We start from the raw sequence: 17,032 nt of genomic DNA on the forward strand, positions 1-17,032 counted from the left end.
CATGTCAAATCTGGTGCATGTTCATCAGCCGTGCGCTCCGCCGGCCGGCCGGCCGTACCCGACCTGAGGGGTGGTCGCGTGGGGCAGGCCGAGGACGCGTTCGAGCCAGGAGCCGCGGGCGGCCTTCGACGCCCGGCTGACCGTGGCGCCGGGAGCCTGCTCCGTGAAGCCGTGGAACGCCCCCGCCCAGATGTGCAGCTCGGCCTGGCCGCCGACCGCCCAGATGCGCGTCGCGTAGTCGACGGCCTCGTCGCGGAACACCTCGCAGGCGCCCGCGTCGATGTAGGCGGGCGGGAGCCCGGACAGGTCGGTCGCCCGCGACGGCGCGGCGTACGGGGACACCTCGGGGCCGCCCGCGTCCTCACCCAGCAGGAAACGCCAGCCCCAGAGGTTGCTGTCGCGGTCCCACCAGCCGATCCCGTCGTACTGGTGACTTGACGCCGTGGTGTTCCTGTCGTCGATCATCGGGCAGTACAGCCCCTGCCCGGCGATGGCGGGCCCACCCCGGTCGCGCGCGAGCAGCGACACGCCCGCGGCGAGGCCGCCGCCCGCGCTGCGCCCCATCACGACGATCCGCCCCGGGTCGAAGCCCAGCTCGTCGGCGTGCTCGGAGACCCAGACGAGGCCCGCGTAGCAGTCCTCGACCGGCGCGGGATGCGGATGCTCGGGCGCGAGCCGGTACTCGACGGAGACCGCGACGAGCCCGTAGACGTCGACGAGCTCCACGAAGCTCTCCATGGACCAGAACCGGTTGCCCATGCACATCCCGCCGCCGTGGATGTTGTACAGCGCGGCCGGAGTCCTGACCCCGCCCTTCGGGCGCAGGATGGAGATGGTGAGGTCCGGGGCTCCGGCCGGGCCCGGGATCACCCGGTCCTCGAACTCCACAGGACGGCCGCCGATGATCTCCTCGACGGGCCTGGTCATCAACCCGCCGCCGTCGCGTTGCGCACGTACGGTCTCCGGGCCGAGCGGCGGACTCCCACCGATGTGGAGCGCCTGGTAGGCGGGCAGCAGGTCGGGATCGAACGGGACGGGTGCCACGGTCATCGGTGGCCACTCCTTCAAGTCTCAGACAGGGGACACGGCCGTACGGCTTCCGCCGAACAAGTCGGCCTCTTCACATACTAGATGTGATGTATCAATTCCTCTATTATGAGAAACGGGCACCCGGGCCGGACGGCATATGCCATCCGGCCCGGGAACCGGGTCTAACGCGCCGGGTCGAACTCGGCGGGATAGACCGTCGTGCTGATCAGCCTGCCGAACCCGTCGAGCGTGAAGTGGGCGAGAACCTCACGGGACTCGTCGAGCCCGAACAGCACGCCCCGCGAACGGATGCTGCGGATGTCACGGTGGTCGGCGACCGTCACCGCCGCGCAGGGAAGCGCCTTCTCCCGCCAGGCGAACAGGAAGATGCCGGGGCGAAGTTCGTAGGCGGTGCACTCGTCGGTGTCCGCGAGCCCTTCCTCCAAACCGGCCAGGCACTGCCAGGCGTACTGCCGCGGCCCGAGATAGATGTGCTCGTACACGCGGTCGTGGCCGTACTCCCACAGCACACGCAGACCGGTGAGCGCGGTGGACGGCGCGGGCGGAAGCATGGTCGACTCGATGCCCTCGATCCGCGCCGTCGCGAAGCTCTGCCGTACCCGAGGCCGGCCAGGTGAGGGATCGCCGATCGACGTGATCGCCGACAGCGCGTGCCCGCTCGTGAAGTCGAGCACGAGGCTCACGGACTCCGCCGGTGTCTGCGTGTGGTGGAACTGTACGTAGAAGAGATCGTCCGCGATCCGGAACGCCTCGTAGCGGCCCTTTCCCGAGGCCGGGACGTCGTCCCCGCGCCCCGGGCTGCGCGTCCACGTGACGGTGTCCGTGCCGAAGCGGTGCGTGGTGCGGGTGCCGTGGTCGTCGTAGAGCACGACCACGCGGCCGACGAGGGCGGACGGCGGATCGGTTCTGGTGAGGCCGATGTCCGTGGCCCCGAGAAGTCCGTGGATGGGTCGACGGATCGAGGCTTCGGAAAGATCGCTAATCATGGTTCTCCTCACCGGAGGAAGACGAGGCGAGGGCGGGCGAGGAGGCGGCGCCCGTGACTCCCGCTCGGCTCATCAAGCTCGGTTTCGCCCGCGGCGGCGGACTCTGGTTTGGCAGTGAGCGCGCGGCTGTACGCCGATCGTCAGGGGTGACGCTGGTTACGTGGAGCGGGATGAACGAGGTGAAGACGGCGTGGTGGAACTCGGCTGGGTTGGGGCCGAGCCGCGTCTCTTGAACGGCGTCGTTCAAGACTTACCTCCCTTGCCTCAAGGGCAAAGCTTGCCGATCCCATATCGGATCTCGCCAGGTCCGGTGCTGTCAAGGTGCCTGAAGCCGGACGTCTGATGATCGACGACAGGCTCCAGGCGCCCAGGTGGCGCTACCGAGGCGGGCAAAGCCGCTCACGGGCGCCGATGTACTCCGCGACGATCCGCTCGACGATCTCGGCCGCCGGGAGCACCGAGTGGACGAGTCCGGCTGACTGGCCCGCCTCGGCCTTGCCCCAGGTGACGTCGCCGTACAGCGCGGCGTCCCTCAGTGTCGAGGACTGGAACGCCTTGCGGCGCACGTCGAGGTCCGCGTTGGACTCCTCAAGCTCGGTCATGCGGGCGGTGAACTCGTTCGCGAGCGCGCGGGTGACGCCCAGCTCGCGTCCGACGGCGCGGGTGCCGTCGACGGTCGCCGCGAGGACGGCGGCCTTGTAGTTCGGGTGGACGGTCGCCTCGTGGCTGGCGAGGAACCGGGTGCCGAACTGCGCGGCGTCGGCCCCCAGGGCGATCATCGCGGCGAGGCCCGCGCCGTCGGCGACACCACCGGAGGCGATGACGGGGATGCCGGGGACCGCGGTGACGACGGCGCGCACGAGGACCTGCGTGGTGACCATGGCGGGCGGCGGGTGGCCGCCCGCCTCCGCACCGACGACGATGAGCCCGTCGACGCCCGCCGCCGCGGCCTTGCGGGCGTGCTCGGTGCTGGCGACGACGTGCAGGCACGTGGTGCCGACGTCGCGGAAGCGATCGAGGTAACGCTGCGTCCCGCCCTGGGCCGCGATCAGGACCGGCGGTCTGCGCTGGAGGAGGAGGTCGATCACCTCGTCGGCGCCCCGCCGGTAGAGGGGAAGGTTGACGGCCCACGGCCGGTCGGTCCCGGCCTCCATCTCGTCGAGCGTGCGCGTGAGGTCGGCGATCCGCATCGGGCCCGCGGCGACGACGCCGAGCCCACCGGCCCGGCTCACGGCGAGCGGCAGGGCGGAGCAGGACGAGGCCCAGGACATGCCGCCCTGGATGATCGGCAGGTCGATCCCGAGCAGGCGGGTGACCGAGGTGGAGATCACGCGTCCACCTCGCTGCGGTCCCGCTCAAGCAGCCCGCGCGCGTGGGCCGCGAGCTGGTTCTTCTGCACCTTCGAGCTCGCGGTCATCCCGATGTTCTCGAACCCGTCCACGATGCGGAGGTAGCGGGGGACCTTGAACCCGGCGAGCTGGGTGCGGGACCAGCCGAGCAGCTCCTCCTCCGAGGCGTCCCCGGACTCGGTGAGCACGACGAACGCGAAGGGAACCTCGATCAACCGCTCGTCGGGGACCCCGACCACGGCGGCCTGGTGGACGCTGGGATGGCGGTGCAGGGCGTCCTCGACGTCGGCGGGGGCGACGTTCTCCCCGCCGACCCTGATGATGTCCTTCGTGCGGCCGACGAAGTGCAGGCGCCCGGCCGCGTCGAGGACGCCGATGTCGCCGGTGAACAGCCAGCCGTCGGCGTCGATGGTGGCGGCGGTCTGCTCGGGGTCGTCGAGGTAGCCCCGCATGACGTTCCAGCCGCGGACGAGGATCGAGCCCGGTTCGCCGGGGGCGCAGTCACCACTGTCGTCGAGGGCGCGGATCCGGACCTCGACCCCCGGCTGGACACGCATCGCCCCGGAGGCCCGTACTGCCTCGTCCTCCCACCAGGCGGACAACGCCACATTGGGGGAGGCCTCGGACAGGCCGTAGGCGGCGACGCACTCGGTGGCGCCGAGCTCGTCGATCACGCGCCGGATCACGGTGGGGGAGGCCGCGACCCAGGCTCCCCGCAGGTGCAGCGTCCGCCGGGCGCGGTCGGGGTGGTTGAGCAGCATCAGCGCGATGGTGTCGTTGCCGGAGAAGTGCGTGCACCGTTCCACCTCGAACAGGCGCAGCGCCTCGGCGGGCTCGAAGCGGGCCATGGTCACCAGCGTGGTGGCGTGCTGGATCGACGCGAGCACCGAGAGCGTGCTCCCCGCGACGTGGAAGAACGGCCGGGCGCTGTGGTAACGATCTCCCGGACGCAGGCCGAGCCGTACCCCGGCGAAGAAGGCGTCGGCGCACATGCTGCGATGGGTCAGCAGCACGCCCTTCGGCCGCGAGGTGGTGCCGGACGTGTACTGGACCAGCAGGACGTCGTCCGGATCGGCGGCGGGCGGTACGGTGCCCACATCGCTCCCCGCGTCGACGAAGTCCGGCCACGCGGTCGCCCACCCGGGGACGTTGTCGCCGAGCACAACAACCGACGTGAGGTCGGGCAGGTTCTGGCAGGTCGGGGTCCCGTCGTGACCGATGCCGAGCTCGCCCAGCATGGTGATGAAGTCAACGCGCAGGACCCGGTCCGCCACGAACAGGGTGGAGATGCGGGCGTGACGCAGCGTGTACTCGACCTCGCCTGCGGTGAACCGGGTGTTCACCGGGACGGTGACGGCCCCGACGCTTCCGAGGGCGACGAACAGGGCGACCCAGCGCGGCTCGTTGCCGAGGCAGACGCCGACCCGGTCACCGTGCCCGATGCCGGCGGCGGTGAGGGCCGCGCGGATGCGGGCGACCTCCCCGGCCAGCTCGGCGTAGGTGATCCGGTCATCGGGGGTGACCACCGCCTCGACGTCGGGAGCGAGCAGCGCGGCGCGGTCCAGCGCCTCGTGTGGGGTGAGGGGACACGCCGTTCTGAGGTCCATCAAGCTTTCTCCGTCCCGGATCCGGTGCGCCGGACCTGTGGTCCGCCCGGGGCGACGTACGCGCAGACAGTGATCGCGTCGGTCATCGAGCCACCTCCTCGTGCTGGCTCTAGGAGTACGCAAATCTGTTGATGTTGTCAACAGTCTAGGGACTGTTTGTGTGGTCACGTTCCTGGCGCTCGATGTCCAGTGCGAGGTCGGCGAGCTTGTCGAGCGCGCCCACCAGCACCTTTCGCTCCTCCGGGGACAGGACGGCGAGGAACGTCGCGTCGCGCTCGTTCGCCGCGTGGATGAGGCCGCGGTAGACCTCGACACCCGTCTCGGTCAGCGCCAGCTGGGACGTCCGCCCCGACCCCGCGGTCCTGTTGACCAGGCCCCGCTCCGTTAGCTTGGTCACGATGCGGCTCATCTGCGCTTTGTCGAGCCCCGCGCGCCGGGCCAGCCGGTTCAGGGTGAGCGTCGGATCGGACGCGATCAGGGCGATCGCCCGCCACTCGCCAAGGGTGACGTCGAACTCGCGGCGGTAGCGCAGGGCCGCGCTACGGGAGAGGGCCGCCGATGTGCGTGACAGGCGATAAGACAGCAACTCGGCGATGGGGACGAGATTCCTGACGTTCGCGCGCTCGGGCATGCAGCGATCGTAGTAGCCAGGAAGGCTGTGTTGCATCATCAACAACCAGCGAGCTCATGACGATCATCACGCCCGCGGCCCGGGCTGACAGCGGTCGCACACTATGGCGCACCGGGGGGCTTGTGGCAAGACCCGGGGCGTACTGCAAAATCTCCGACCGAAGCAAGGATTCGCGGAAATGAGGAGAGTCGTGATCTCGGCTGAGGAACGGTATCGGAAGCGTCGTATCGAGGTTGACGGGCTTGAAATGGCATACGTGGAGGAGGGAGAAGGCGATCCGATCGTCTTTCTTCACGGCAACCCGACCTCGTCGTACGTATGGCGGAACGTCATCCCGTATCTGGCGGACAAAGGGCGCTGCATCGCCCCGGACCTGATCGGGATGGGCGAGTCCGCGAAACTTCCGGCCAGCGGACCGGGCTCGTACCGCTTCGTCGAGCATCGCCGCTATCTCGACGCGTTCCTTCAGGCCCTCGGCGTCCGTGAACGGGTGGTCATGGTGCTGCAGGACTGGGGTTCCGCCCTGGGTTTCGACTGGGCGTACCGCCATCCCTCCGCTCTCCGGGGTATCGCCTACATGGAGGCGTTCGTGGCCCCTATCTCGTCGTGGAGCGACTGGCCGGAACCTGCGATCGCGCTCTTCCAGACCATCCGTTCCACCGCGGGTGAGGAGATGGTCCTCGACCGGAACTTCTTCGTCGACGAGGTCCTGCCCGCGGAGGTGCTGCGAGGGCTGTCGGAGGCGGAGATGGCCGTCTACCGCCGTCCCTACACGGAACCGGGCGAGTCACGCCGACCGACGCTGACCTGGCCGCGAGAGGTTCCCGTCGCGGGTGAACCCCACGACGTTCACGACGTCGTCACGCGTTACGCGGAATGGCTCGCCAAGTCCTCGGTCCCCAAGCTGTTCATCGAGGCGGTCCCAGGAACGATGTTCGAAACGCACCGGGCCATCGCCCGTTCGTGGCCGAACCAGACACACATCACGATCATGGGTGGCCACATGCTCCAGGAAGACGCTCCCGACCAGATCGGATCGGCCATCACCTCCTGGCTGCGAGACCTTTCCTGAAAGGGCCGGCGGATTCGGGCGACCCGCTTCCCGAAATTTCTCCGCTACTGCGGTGGGGTCTCCTCCGCGTCTCGCAACGCCTGCCCAGAGGCGTTCTTGAGTCGGGTGACCCAGGTTTCGAGCCTCTGTCTGAGCGTGGGGCTGGCGCTGTCGTAGGAGTTGTCGAGCTGGTAGGGATCGGCGGACAGGTTGTACAGCTCGTGTTCGCCGGTTCTGTAGGCGACGTAGTTCAACGCCGCGTTCACGCCGAGCGTGTTGGGTTTGGCCCGCAGGCCGACGTAGACGGGGGCGCCTCCGGAGGCGAGCGCTTGCGCGTCGCCGGGATCCTGGGGTTCCAGCAGGTTGTTCAGGGCGTTGGTGTTCAGGGTGCTGGGGCCGGCATGCTCGTTGAGGAACGCCAGGCGCCACCGTGACGGTGTGGTGCCGCGCAGGAACGGCACGAGGGAGCGGCCGTCGACGAAGGCGGGCGTGGTCGCTCCGGCCAGTTCGGCGAAAGTCGGTGCGAGGTCGACATTGAGGGTGAAGGCGTTGACGACCGCCCCGGCGGGGACGCCAGGTCCGCGGATGACCAGCGGGACGTTGAGATCTTCCTCGAAGGCGGTGTTCTTGCCGGAGTTCAGGCGGTGCTCGCCCTGGTGGAAGCCGTTGTCCGACGTGAAGACGATGTAGGTGTTGTCGAGTACGCCTTGCGTCCGAAGGGTGTCAATCGTGTCCTGGACGAGGTCGGTGACCGCGCGCAGGGATTCTCTGCGCTTTTCGTAGAAGGTGTCGATGTTGTTGATCTGGGCGGCGGTGAGCTTGGGCTTGTTGCGGATCCAGGCTGGCTTGTCGCTGACGTCGTCCTCGTTGAAGGACGGAGTACGTGGAGCCTTGGCATTGGGGTAGATGCCGTCGTAGCGCGGCGGCGGCGTCGCCGGTCCGTGGGGGATGTAGGGAGCGACATAGGTGAAGAACGGCTTGTCCGGGTGGTTGGTGGTGGTGTTCTTGATGAACGTGGTCAGCCTGCGAGAGATCACGTCAACGCCGTAGTCCGACGGTGCGCCGCCGAAGTGGACGGTCGTTCCATTGTCGTTGACGTCGTAGTTGTACTCCGAATACGGGCTTCCGCCATTGGGGCTGAACCAGCGCGTCCACCCGGGAGGAATGTAGGTGCTGCTGGGCGCTCCGTTGGGATACCCGTTGAGATATTTACCGAAGAACCCGGTGCGGTATCCGGCGCTTTGCAGCCAGGTGGCGACGGTCGAGTTCTCCAGTCCTTTGCTGCGGAAGGACTGGAACCCGCCGCCGGAGGCGGCATCGTTGGTATAGATCCCTGTGTTGTGCGCGAACTGCCCGCGCAGCGTGGACACTCGCGACGGGCAGCACAGCGACAGTTCGACGAACTGCTTGTTGAATGTCGTTCCCTGACTGGTCAGGAGCGTTTGGAGCCCGGCGTCCTTGCCGAAGACGTCCTCGTTGAGGTCATCGGTAAGAATGAAGACGATGTTGGGCTGGGTCGTCGCTGCCGAGGCCGGCGAACTGTCGAGTTTCACACCCGCGTAGGCGACGCTCGCGGATGCGACAAGCAGGATCCCCAAGAGTTTCGATCGGTGACGATTTGGCTTGTGGGCGTTCATACTGCACCCTTTCTCGGGATGCCTGGTCCATCACCTGATGCGGATGAATTTTGAACAGGGTGAAGCCCATCTGGGCGTACCAGCAGTCGCGGGCACAGAAATTCGCACCCGAATGGGAGGCTGGAGAATCAGCGGTGACGAACCGGGCGACACAAGGCGCTGTTCACGCGCGCCAAGTCGATGTGACGCCGCACAGTGGCGTGAAAACTGTGTCCACTCCAGGCGGTCGGTGCCATAACCACATCGAATCCGAATTAATCCTACCGGTCAAGTGGGTAATTTCTGGTGCTCGCCGCATCATGCGATGTTCGCCCTGTTCACAACCTCGCACGGACCCTCGTCGGCATGCTTCTTTCGTCAGATCTCCGCTGCCCGGGGTCTTGCGGCCGGGATGGTCGGTGCCGTCGAGGGACGGTGAACGGATGCTGTCGAACGGCTTCGTCGCCGAGACCGCCCTGGCCTCTCAAGATCAATACTGGGACGGCGTAGGGCCGACCTTCATGGTTTGCGGGCGGCACATCATTGGGCGAGGTCATGGCCCACCTGCTCCTGAGGGCCAATTACGCGGAGAGACCGGGATTTGGCGGCTGGCTTCGGCAACGATCCCCACCGCTACATCTGGCGGCCAGTCTCCTCATCCGGCCCGACCCAGACTCCGCTGGCCGTACGGCGGCTGCGTGGAGTGGCTGGACGCCTCCGTTCGCTTCCCCGTCGCCTGATCGAGAGCGCGTGTCAACGACGCTCGAAAACTGGGTCACGCATCTGCTCGGCGCCCTGAACCTGGCCGTCGAGAAGATCTGCCACCAGAATGTTTTCCTGTTTCGGACTTCGATCTGCGGCCCTGTGGCCAGCCCGTAAAACGCGTACTCGAATCGTATACCGCCCCCTATAGATATCCGCCAAAGCTGTGTCTACTATCAAAAAGCAAACGTCGAAAACGAAAGGGATAACTAATGATCCGTGTCAAGAAGTTCGGCGTTTCTGCGGCCATGGTGGCCGCGATCACCGCCGTGACAACTCTGACGTCACCGGCTGCCCACGCCCAGGCGCCGATCTGCAGCAGTGGCGCACAGATTGGCGTCAGCGGCGGCACCGGCTGGGCGACGTGCGGCGGTACCGGAGTGACTCAGACACGGGTCGTGCTCTTCTGCCAGGACGGCAGCGGTAGCTATACCACAATTTACGGCCCTTGGGTCGCTAATTCTGTTACCTCAAATGCCAAATGCAGCAGCAGCTCATGGCCGATATCGGTCGGACATCAAAGAATCTGAGCCGGTCAAGAGCTCGTTCGACTGCGGCAGGACATACAGGACAGCTCAAAGAAAGCAAGGCTAAAAGACTCTTCGCCATCACCCGCCCGTGATGCAGCGGACCACTTCATCACAGACGGGTGATGAAACTCCTGCCCGACGTCGAGTCGGCGGCTACCACGGGGAGCACATGGTGTTGCTACCGGCGCTCGCGGCGGGCCTTGGACGGATCGCCGACCTGTTCGGCGTGCCGTACTCCACGGCATAGGGGCACCGAGACAAGACCGCATTCGACCTGCCCTGAACAGCCACAACAGCACATCGGAATCTCGGCCCGCTGACGCCGTTGGCCGTTCGGTTGTTGTCAATGGCCTGGAAATCAGTTCACCCGGCGGCCGGGGCCGGCTACCGGGCCGGGCGGGCGATCAGCGCCTCTATGCCGTCCAGCAGGAGGTCGAGGCCGAACCGGAAGTCGGCGTCCTCCGTCCAGCCAGTGGATTCCCTGAGCAGGCCGGAGCGCATCATGGCCGACAGCGCCGGGTACGTCGCGGGGTCCAGAACCTCGGCGAGTATCTCGCCGTACTCGGCGGCTCCCTTGGCCCTGGCCGCGGGCTCCTCGCCACCGGCGCCGAGCGCGTGCGTGAGTGTGGCGTCGGTGAGGGCGTAGCCGGTCAGCACCGTGGCGGCGTTGAACTTCTGGCCGTCGTCCAGCCCGGTACCGGACAGCGCGTCCAGGGCCCGGTCAAGCCAGAGCAGTCGCCGCGGGCCCATGGGCGGGGTGCTCTGGCGCAGGTCCAGCAGCCAGGGCCGGGACAGCAGGAGGTCGCGGTTGAGCCGGGTCCACGTGGCGAGGTAGGCACGCCAGGACAGGTCCCCGCGTTCGGGCGGTGGGGGCACGGCGCTGTCCGCCATGACGGTCAGCAGTTCGTCCTTGCTGCCGACGTACCGGTAGAGCGCCATCGGAGCGACGCCCACCCGGGCGGCGACGTTGCCCATGGAGACGGCGGCCAGTCCCTCGGCGTCGGCGATCTTGATGGCGGCCGTCGTGATCGTGGCCAGGTCCAGGCGCGGCCTCGGACCTCTGCGCGTGGTGGGTTCGCGGTCCCACATCCGCGCCACGACGGGTGGCAGCTCGGCCATCGAACATCCTCTCGTGCGGTCGGAATCTGTGTACGTCATATAGTCTAATAATCGTATATGTCGTACAGAGTAGGACATACATAGTGAGGGAGCGTCATGGAGATCCGTACGTTTGCGCCAAGTGACCGCGCCGAGCTGCGCGAGCTGTTCGAACGCGTGGGCGAGGGCTCTCCCACCGCGTCGCTGTGGGGGCACGTGGACTCGGAGGCGGCCGTCTACCTGGACCCCTACATGGAGCTGGAGCCGGACTCGCTCTTCGTCGCGGTCGCCGGGGGCGCCCTGGTGGGCTACCTGACGGGATGCCTCGACAGTACGAGCTTCCCCGGGGAGGGCGAGCGCATGGAGAAGGCGATCCGGACCTACCGGCTGGCCTTCCGGCCCAGGCCCGCGGCCTTCTTCGCGCGCAGCCTGGCCGACCTGGCGTGGGCCACGGTCCGCAGGGAGCCCGGCGTCGGCGAGTTCGCCGACGCCAGGTGGCCCGCCCACCTGCACATCAACGTGGCACCCGAGGCGCGAGGAACCGGCGCCGCCGACAGGCTGATGAGCCGATGGCTTGACCGGCTCAGAAAGGCCGGATCCCCCGGCTGCCACCTACAGACCCTGGTCGAGAACACCCGAGCGGTGCGATTCTTCGAACGCATAGGCTTCACCGATTACGGCCCGGCCCCACTGGTGCCCGGCCTCCGGCACAACGGCCGACGGGTCCACCAGCGGACAATGATCTGGAGCGCCGACCACGCCGCCGAGCAGGCCGAGTCCGGAGCGCGGACGTCCGCAAGCGGAACTCCTCGCCGACCCCTGGAGTAACCCCGACCTTGGGACGGTGCCGAGTACGGCCGCGACTGGATGAACGAGCGCCCTGACCTGTGGCCCAAGACGGCCCAGCTCTACGAGGAGCCTGGTGCCGACGTTCGGCAACTACGCCGTCAACGAGATCAGGACCGCCCACGTGTGCAAGACGCTTCTGGGCGGGGGAGCCGGGCCGGTGACGCGGCCAAGGCGTACCGGTTGCTCAAGGCGATCATGAACACGGCGGTGGAGAACAAGATGATCAAGCCCAATCCGTACCAGATCAAGAGCGGCGGCAAAGAGGAGTCCCCGAACGGCCCACGCTGACGGTGAAGCAGGTCCTCGCCTTGGCCGACGCGATCAACCCCGATTCCGGGCGCTGGTGCTCCTGGCGACTTTCGGCAGTCTGAGATGGGGTGAGTTGGCGGCGCTGCGACGCAAGTACATCAACCTGGATGCGGGGATGGTACGGGTCGTGGCCTCAACCACCGAGCTCAAGGATGGCTATTGGACCGCCCAAGCCCGCCGCTGGAACACGCACGGTGGCTCTGCCCGAGGCGGTGGTCTTCGAGCTTCGCACCCACTTGGGGCCTCTTTCCGCGAGTCCCCGTGGATGACCGAGGTTTCCCGCCTGTTCTGGCACGGATCTGGCACGCGATCGCTCGCCTGTGCTTACGTGTTCAGCGTGACTTTTGATTCGGATATGGGCAGGCGTCTCGAACCCGTTTCGGTGAAGATGGATCCGGCGGTTAGGAAGGCGAAGTACATCACGCCGGCCCTTGTCCTGGGCGTGGTCCCCCTCCTGCTCGCCAACTGGTTCATCGCTGCCACGATCCTAGGGCGCGACTGTGCCGTGCTATACGAGGGCGGCAACATAACAGAATGTGGTGGAGGGCTTTCGGAGGAAGAGATGTCCGCCGCATCAGGACTGATCGCACTGGTGATGCTCGCCATCCAGATAGGGCTGACCGTCCTGCTGAGACGGCGCATCCGCTCCGGCCCGCGGTGAGGTTACGTGGCTGGACGACTCGGCCCCCGTCGGCGCCGGAATCAACTGATCTGGCACGAGAGCGAGAACAAGCTCAGAAAAAGATCAAGGCCCAGTTCGGAATCATGTCATCGACCTGGGCCTACGCTCTTGGAGCGGGCGACGGGAATCGAACCCGCGCTGTCAGATTGGGAAGTCTCTATTGCGGCTGGTCACTGAGCTGGGGAGAGGCTGACCTGCGGGGGAGCGGGACGGGCGGCTGTGGTTCCCCGCGAGTCCCCCTTGATCACCTTTCTGGTGGGCACGCAACGGGCACGCGAGGAACACGGGAGCGTCTCCGCCTCCGTCGGCCTGGTGCTCGGTGGGCCGGGGGTATGAAACCCCGCACCGTCGATCGCCGTCAGTCCTGTGCGGAGATCAGCCACCGCCAGGTGATTGTGAGGGTGACAGCGCTCAGGGGCATCTTGCTTGAAGTTCAGGCTGTGACAGGATGGCGCTATGTCGATCACACGAAGGGGTTATGGCGCGTAGGCGTCCGGCTCAGATTCGCACTGACTGTCCGTGGCGTTCACAGAGAACCGCCACGAAAGTTCCGGAAGTTCCGGGCCTGTCTTACCGAGGCCGTGTTGCAGTCGCCCGTCTGGAGCACAAGCGTTACTGGCCTGGCGCGGCTGGAGAGGCGTTACGCGCCTGGTCGCTGTTCTTACGAGACCCATGGCACCGGCTTTTCGATCCGGCGCAATCTTGTGGAGAGATGCTGTGCTGTCCTGATCCCGCCGAGCTTCGTGTACTCCTGGACGCCGTGCTTCATGCCTTACCCAAGAGGGACGCACGTGTACTCCGAAAGAGGATCGGTGACCTCGACGCCTTCTGGTAGGCGCCTTTGATATGAACCTCACCCTGTCGTGTCCGGCCAAGTGCGGCCGCACAAGGTTCATGGTCTGCCCGGCTGACGCAGCAGGATGGCTTTGGCCAGGTCGGTGGGTGTTCCGATCATAAAGATAATCGGAATGGATGCCCAGGATCTTGGAGTACAGGACAGAGACATGAGGGTTCCTTGATCCGCAGTGACCTGGCGGCGGCTGGCTCGTCGACGTCGAAGTCCTGGCGCGCACATGGCCCGCTCACCACGAGAACGTCCACGCCCACGACACTCACTGCGCCGAGCCATCGGCTACGACGCAAGACGGGCGCGGGCAGTCACCCGGTCCACGCCGAGCTCGGTCTGGGGTGCCCAACGGGACGGTGCGGGGCGTGGCCTCCACCACCGAGCTCAAGGACGGATCGGTGACCATCGGGCCGCCCAAGTCAGCGGCCGGAGCGCGCACGGTGGCCTTGCCCGAGGTGGTGATCTCGGAGCTTCGCCTCCACCTGGACGCCTATGTCGGAGACGGCGACGAGGTATTCGTCTTTCTCGGCGTGAAGGGGGCCATGCTCCGGCGATCGGCCTTCACCCGGCCATGGGCCAAGGCGCTCATGCAGGCGGGGCTGTCCGGGGTCCACTTCCATGATTTGCGTCACACAGGCAACACCTTCGCCTCGCAGTCCGGCGCCACGCTCCGGGAGCTGATGAACCGGATGGGGCACTCGACCAACCGGGCCGCGCTGATCTACCTGCACACCGAGGGCGACCGGGATCGGAAGATCGCCCACGGGATGGGGAGGCTCGCAGAAGAGGCCCTTTCCAAGGAGGGATCGGGCACGTAACGGGCACGGAAGATCGAAGAGGTTCAGAAAACAAACAAGGCCCGGGTCGGGAAATGATCCCTGACCTGGGCCTTCTCTCGTGGAGCGGGTGACGGGAATCGAACCCGCGCTGTCAGCTTGGGAATCGGCTGCTGGTGTTGGTGGGCTGAGCTAGGAAAACAGGGGTGCAGGTCAGGGCGAGGCGAGTGTTCGTGAGCCCCCGTGAGTGACCGCGGTTCCCCGCCTGTTCTGGCACGGATCTGGCACGTGATCAAGGTGCTGACCTGTTGCCTTGCTGCGGTGCCGTACCTGGCTGCTCGGTGGGCCGGGGTTGAGGAACGAAACCCTGGACCGTCGATCGCCCCCAACCCTGTACGGTGATCACCCACCGCAAGGCGATCGTGAGGGCGGTACCGCTCCAGTAGCGGTTTTCAAGAGAGCTGCGTTTTCGGCGACGATGTGCTCTCTCACCAGGGCGGAAGCGCCGCCCTATCCCTTGACCACAGAAGATTATCCCGCATATATCCCACCTCCTATGCGAGAATCTGCCATCTAGCAAGATTGCAGATTAGAGAAATGATCTTTGACTACTTCATGCATTTTCCGCAGCCCTATAGGGGCATGGGGTATTAATCTAGATCCATTTATAGCAGTTAAGTCTTCCGGTGTCATCCTATAGTCTATGCTGAATGCCAGCACTAAGGCGCTCCTCGACAATGCTTTTCGTCCAATCGTGGAATATTTGCTTACGGAACTCCCAGGGGGAAGCGTGGCGCGAATATCTCATGGAAGAATAATACTTACCATCACAATAGGGGCAGCTGGCTTAACGCTTTTCGGAGCGACCGTATATGTTGCACGGTTGAGCATTTTAAGCTGGTGGACATCTGTCCCTAAGGTCGGGGTTCTTGCCCTCTTCTCAGGAGGGTTTCTAGCCACGGCTATCGGATTATGGGCCAGATCATGGAAGGATGAAGAAACTGAAAGCGGATTTCGCATCCTGCCCTGGTGGACCGTGATCCTGGGTCTTTTTACGGCCGCTATAGCAACATGGGGATCAATATCATGGCTGACGCAGGCCGCGAAAGGGGATCCAAAGCTCGAATTCGATGCGATTAAGACGGGTCTCACTGTAGGAGTGGGAGTAGCGGGATTGGCGGCATTGCTACTCACGGTCCGAAAGCAGTGGCTTAGTGAGCGGGTGCATAAGCATCAGGAGGAAGTTTCCCGGCGTCAAGAGCACGACGCCACGGAGCGACGAGTAACAGAACTTTATACCAAAGCTGCCGATCAACTAGGGAATGAAAAAGCAGCAGTACGGCTTGCGGGGCTATACGCGCTGGAGAGGCTAGGGCAGAGCCATACGGAGCATCGACAGACAATAGTTAATGTCATCTGTGCATACTTGAGAATTCCATTCGATGGCCCAACGCTGGGATCAAATAGCGACTCGGAAAGCGCCGACGATAACGGAGGTTCGAGCGATTTAGAGCAGGAGCGCCAGGTTAGATGGGCTGCACAAGATATTTTACAGCGTCATCTTTTTCGTGGAGGAAAAGGGGACTCGACTCCTGAAACGCTTTGGGAGGGAATGAATGTCGATCTAAGCAGCTCTCGCCTTGGTCGAGGGGGATTTGATAACTGCACTTTCCGGAGCGCTAATTTTAGCCACACGAACTTCGACAATGGCGCAAGTTTCATGAGGGCGCGGTTCATTGAACACGCTATATTTATTGGATCACGGTTCGAGGGTGCAGTAAGATTTAATGGGGCCACCTTCCTAGGTAAGGCTTATTTTAATCGAGCTTCCTTTCGGAAAATGGCACTCTTTCGCTCGGCAACCTTTGGTGATAGAGTAAATTTCTCTCGTGTTCAATTTAACTCCGGAAGCAGTTTTGAGGGAAGTAAGTTTAATGGAGTTTCCAGTTTCGAGGAAGCAAGATTCTCTGGTGAAGCACGCTTCAATAATGCCTACTATGCAAGGCGGGCAACATTCAATCGAGCCAATTTTATTGAACGGGTAGTCTTCCATGGTGTGGTTTTCTCTGGTGATCGATTCAACTCACAGGCAGCATTCGAGGGTACAACTTTTCGTCGAAGCGCGGTATTTAAAGAAGTAAGATTCCGGGGAGAGGTGAATTTTGATCACGCAAAATTCGAAAGTAGAGCATTCTTTTCTATCTCGACTTTCGGAAGTAGATCCAACTTTCGCAACACGGAGTTTGAGGGGAACGTAGAATTTAACGGAGCGAAATTTGAAGATCATGCAAGCTTTGGCGGCGCAGTTTTCAGCAGGCGATCTGAATTTAACTCAGTTCTCTTTGGAGGGGGTGTATTTTTTAGAGGAGCGAACTTTTACAAAGACCCATGGTTTGGGCGATCAGTCTTCCGCCAGCAGGTAAATTTTTGCGAAGTCGAACTAGCTAGCGTCGCCAGGTTCAACAAGGCGAAATTTTTTGGGGATATGAGATTTGATCATATGCCGGAGCAGATAGTTTTAAATGAGGCCCGCGCGCATAAAGATTGCTCTCATAACTTTCCGGCCGGATGGAGGTTAGGTGACGAATCTGATCCCGAAGGACTCAATTTAATCTTAAGGGATAACAAAAATGCATCAGCAGCTAATAAATGTGAGACGGATGGAAAATCTGATTTAGGTGATTTCTGCCTTTAAGGGTCGAAGAATCTTTCGACCCTCTAGCGCGTTTAGGGTGAGCATCGTCTCATTATGCTCACTCGATGGTTCTGGGTTGAGGAACGAAATCTTGGACCGGCGATCGCCTCCGACCACGTGAGAGTCCAGCCGTCATCAGGCGATCGGAAGGGCTGTATCTGGGCGGTGGTGCGGCCCGTGTGCGGTGCGTTGAT

At 64.2% G+C, this 17,032-nt stretch carries 15 protein-coding genes; 7 read left to right on the forward strand and 8 right to left on the reverse strand.

The window, feature by feature from the left end; translation table 11 throughout:
- Positions 1-24 precede the first annotated feature (24 nt).
- The 5 genes from FHS44_RS03785 to FHS44_RS03805 form a co-directional block, all read right to left on the reverse strand.
- Positions 25-1,050: an alpha/beta hydrolase gene (locus FHS44_RS03785; protein ID WP_184712443.1), complete on the reverse strand. Its 1,026-nt coding sequence runs from the start codon at positions 1,048-1,050 to the stop codon at positions 25-27.
- A gap of 161 nt (positions 1,051-1,211) precedes the next feature.
- The gene (locus FHS44_RS03790; RefSeq protein WP_184712444.1) at positions 1,212-2,036 is read right to left on the reverse strand and encodes a MoaF C-terminal domain-containing protein; all 825 of its coding nucleotides are present in this window, start codon (positions 2,034-2,036) and stop codon (positions 1,212-1,214) included.
- 377 nt (positions 2,037-2,413) lie between these two features.
- Entirely contained in the window at positions 2,414-3,367 is a 954-nt protein-coding gene (locus FHS44_RS03795; protein WP_184712445.1) for an NAD(P)H-dependent flavin oxidoreductase, read from the reverse strand.
- Positions 3,364-4,992: an AMP-binding protein gene (locus tag FHS44_RS03800; RefSeq protein ID WP_184712446.1), complete on the reverse strand. Its 1,629-nt coding sequence runs from the start codon at positions 4,990-4,992 to the stop codon at positions 3,364-3,366. The genes FHS44_RS03795 and FHS44_RS03800 overlap by 4 nt, the downstream gene beginning before the upstream one ends.
- A gap of 145 nt (positions 4,993-5,137) precedes the next feature.
- Positions 5,138-5,623, reverse strand: a complete 486-nt coding sequence (locus FHS44_RS03805; RefSeq protein WP_184712447.1) for a MarR family winged helix-turn-helix transcriptional regulator — start codon at positions 5,621-5,623, stop codon at positions 5,138-5,140.
- 103 nt (positions 5,624-5,726) lie between these two features.
- Between FHS44_RS03805 and FHS44_RS03810 the strand changes: the two genes are divergently transcribed.
- Entirely contained in the window at positions 5,727-6,695 is a 969-nt protein-coding gene (locus FHS44_RS03810) for a haloalkane dehalogenase (protein ID WP_246435064.1), read from the forward strand.
- A 44-nt stretch (positions 6,696-6,739) separates the two neighbouring features.
- On the opposite strand, the gene FHS44_RS03815 is transcribed toward FHS44_RS03810, so the two are convergent.
- Both FHS44_RS03815 and FHS44_RS42670 read right to left on the reverse strand, forming a co-directional pair.
- Positions 6,740-8,311, reverse strand: coding sequence for a sulfatase family protein (locus tag FHS44_RS03815; protein ID WP_184712448.1), 1,572 nt, complete (start codon positions 8,309-8,311; stop codon positions 6,740-6,742).
- 128 nt (positions 8,312-8,439) lie between these two features.
- Positions 8,440-8,547 carry a putative leader peptide gene (locus FHS44_RS42670; protein ID WP_376771556.1) on the reverse strand — a complete coding sequence of 36 codons (108 nt, stop codon included), beginning with the start codon at positions 8,545-8,547 and terminating at the stop codon, positions 8,440-8,442.
- Positions 8,548-9,264: 717 nt separating this feature from the next.
- On the opposite strand from FHS44_RS42670, the gene FHS44_RS40070 reads away from it, so the two are divergent.
- Complete coding sequence (locus FHS44_RS40070; protein WP_221460320.1) at positions 9,265-9,582, forward strand: hypothetical protein; 318 nt, start codon at positions 9,265-9,267, stop codon at positions 9,580-9,582.
- A gap of 384 nt (positions 9,583-9,966) precedes the next feature.
- Here FHS44_RS40070 and FHS44_RS03820 read toward each other — a convergent pair whose 3' ends face one another.
- Complete coding sequence (locus tag FHS44_RS03820; RefSeq protein WP_184712449.1) at positions 9,967-10,701, reverse strand: TetR/AcrR family transcriptional regulator; 735 nt, start codon at positions 10,699-10,701, stop codon at positions 9,967-9,969.
- Positions 10,702-10,797: 96 nt separating this feature from the next.
- On the opposite strand from FHS44_RS03820, the gene FHS44_RS03825 reads away from it, so the two are divergent.
- The 5 genes from FHS44_RS03825 (at position 10,798) to FHS44_RS03845 (ending at position 16,838) form a co-directional block, all read left to right on the forward strand.
- Positions 10,798-11,508, forward strand: a complete 711-nt coding sequence (locus FHS44_RS03825) for a GNAT family N-acetyltransferase (protein ID WP_184712450.1) — start codon at positions 10,798-10,800, stop codon at positions 11,506-11,508.
- A gap of 144 nt (positions 11,509-11,652) precedes the next feature.
- Positions 11,653-11,817 carry a hypothetical protein gene (locus tag FHS44_RS03830; RefSeq protein WP_184712451.1) on the forward strand — a complete coding sequence of 55 codons (165 nt, stop codon included), beginning with the start codon at positions 11,653-11,655 and terminating at the stop codon, positions 11,815-11,817.
- Between the two features lie 286 nt (positions 11,818-12,103).
- On the forward strand, positions 12,104-12,499 hold the full coding sequence (locus FHS44_RS03835) for a hypothetical protein (RefSeq protein WP_184712452.1): 396 nt from the start codon (positions 12,104-12,106) through the stop codon (positions 12,497-12,499).
- A 1,233-nt stretch (positions 12,500-13,732) separates the two neighbouring features.
- Positions 13,733-14,185: a tyrosine-type recombinase/integrase gene (locus tag FHS44_RS41610; protein WP_184712453.1), complete on the forward strand. Its 453-nt coding sequence runs from the start codon at positions 13,733-13,735 to the stop codon at positions 14,183-14,185.
- 661 nt (positions 14,186-14,846) lie between these two features.
- The gene (locus tag FHS44_RS03845; protein ID WP_184712454.1) at positions 14,847-16,838 is read left to right on the forward strand and encodes a pentapeptide repeat-containing protein; all 1,992 of its coding nucleotides are present in this window, start codon (positions 14,847-14,849) and stop codon (positions 16,836-16,838) included.
- Positions 16,839-17,032: the final 194 nt, after the last annotated feature.

It is taken from the genome of Streptosporangium saharense (assembly GCF_014203715.1).
In the GTDB taxonomy this organism is placed as follows: Bacteria; Actinomycetota; Actinomycetes; order Streptosporangiales; family Streptosporangiaceae; genus Streptosporangium; species Streptosporangium saharense.

What these genes read in the sequence shown, in the direction of transcription:
- FHS44_RS03785 (WP_184712443.1), bottom strand. Translation starts at nt 1,050, where the DNA reads ATGACCGTGGCACCCGTCCCGTTCGATCCCGACCTGCTGCCCGCCTAC.
- FHS44_RS03790 (WP_184712444.1), bottom strand. Translation starts at nt 2,036, where the DNA reads ATGATTAGCGATCTTTCCGAAGCCTCGATCCGTCGACCCATCCACGGA.
- FHS44_RS03800 (WP_184712446.1), bottom strand. Translation starts at nt 4,992, where the DNA reads ATGGACCTCAGAACGGCGTGTCCCCTCACCCCACACGAGGCGCTGGAC.
- FHS44_RS03805 (WP_184712447.1), bottom strand. Translation starts at nt 5,623, where the DNA reads ATGCCCGAGCGCGCGAACGTCAGGAATCTCGTCCCCATCGCCGAGTTG.
- FHS44_RS03810 (WP_246435064.1), top strand. Translation starts at nt 5,727, where the DNA reads ATGGCGCACCGGGGGGCTTGTGGCAAGACCCGGGGCGTACTGCAAAAT.
- FHS44_RS03815 (WP_184712448.1), bottom strand. Translation starts at nt 8,311, where the DNA reads ATGAACGCCCACAAGCCAAATCGTCACCGATCGAAACTCTTGGGGATC.
- FHS44_RS42670 (WP_376771556.1), bottom strand. Translation starts at nt 8,547, where the DNA reads ATGGCACCGACCGCCTGGAGTGGACACAGTTTTCACGCCACTGTGCGG.
- FHS44_RS40070 (WP_221460320.1), top strand. Translation starts at nt 9,265, where the DNA reads ATGATCCGTGTCAAGAAGTTCGGCGTTTCTGCGGCCATGGTGGCCGCG.
- FHS44_RS03820 (WP_184712449.1), bottom strand. Translation starts at nt 10,701, where the DNA reads ATGGCCGAGCTGCCACCCGTCGTGGCGCGGATGTGGGACCGCGAACCC.
- FHS44_RS03825 (WP_184712450.1), top strand. Translation starts at nt 10,798, where the DNA reads ATGGAGATCCGTACGTTTGCGCCAAGTGACCGCGCCGAGCTGCGCGAG.
- FHS44_RS03835 (WP_184712452.1), top strand. Translation starts at nt 12,104, where the DNA reads ATGACCGAGGTTTCCCGCCTGTTCTGGCACGGATCTGGCACGCGATCG.
- FHS44_RS03845 (WP_184712454.1), top strand. Translation starts at nt 14,847, where the DNA reads ATGCTGAATGCCAGCACTAAGGCGCTCCTCGACAATGCTTTTCGTCCA.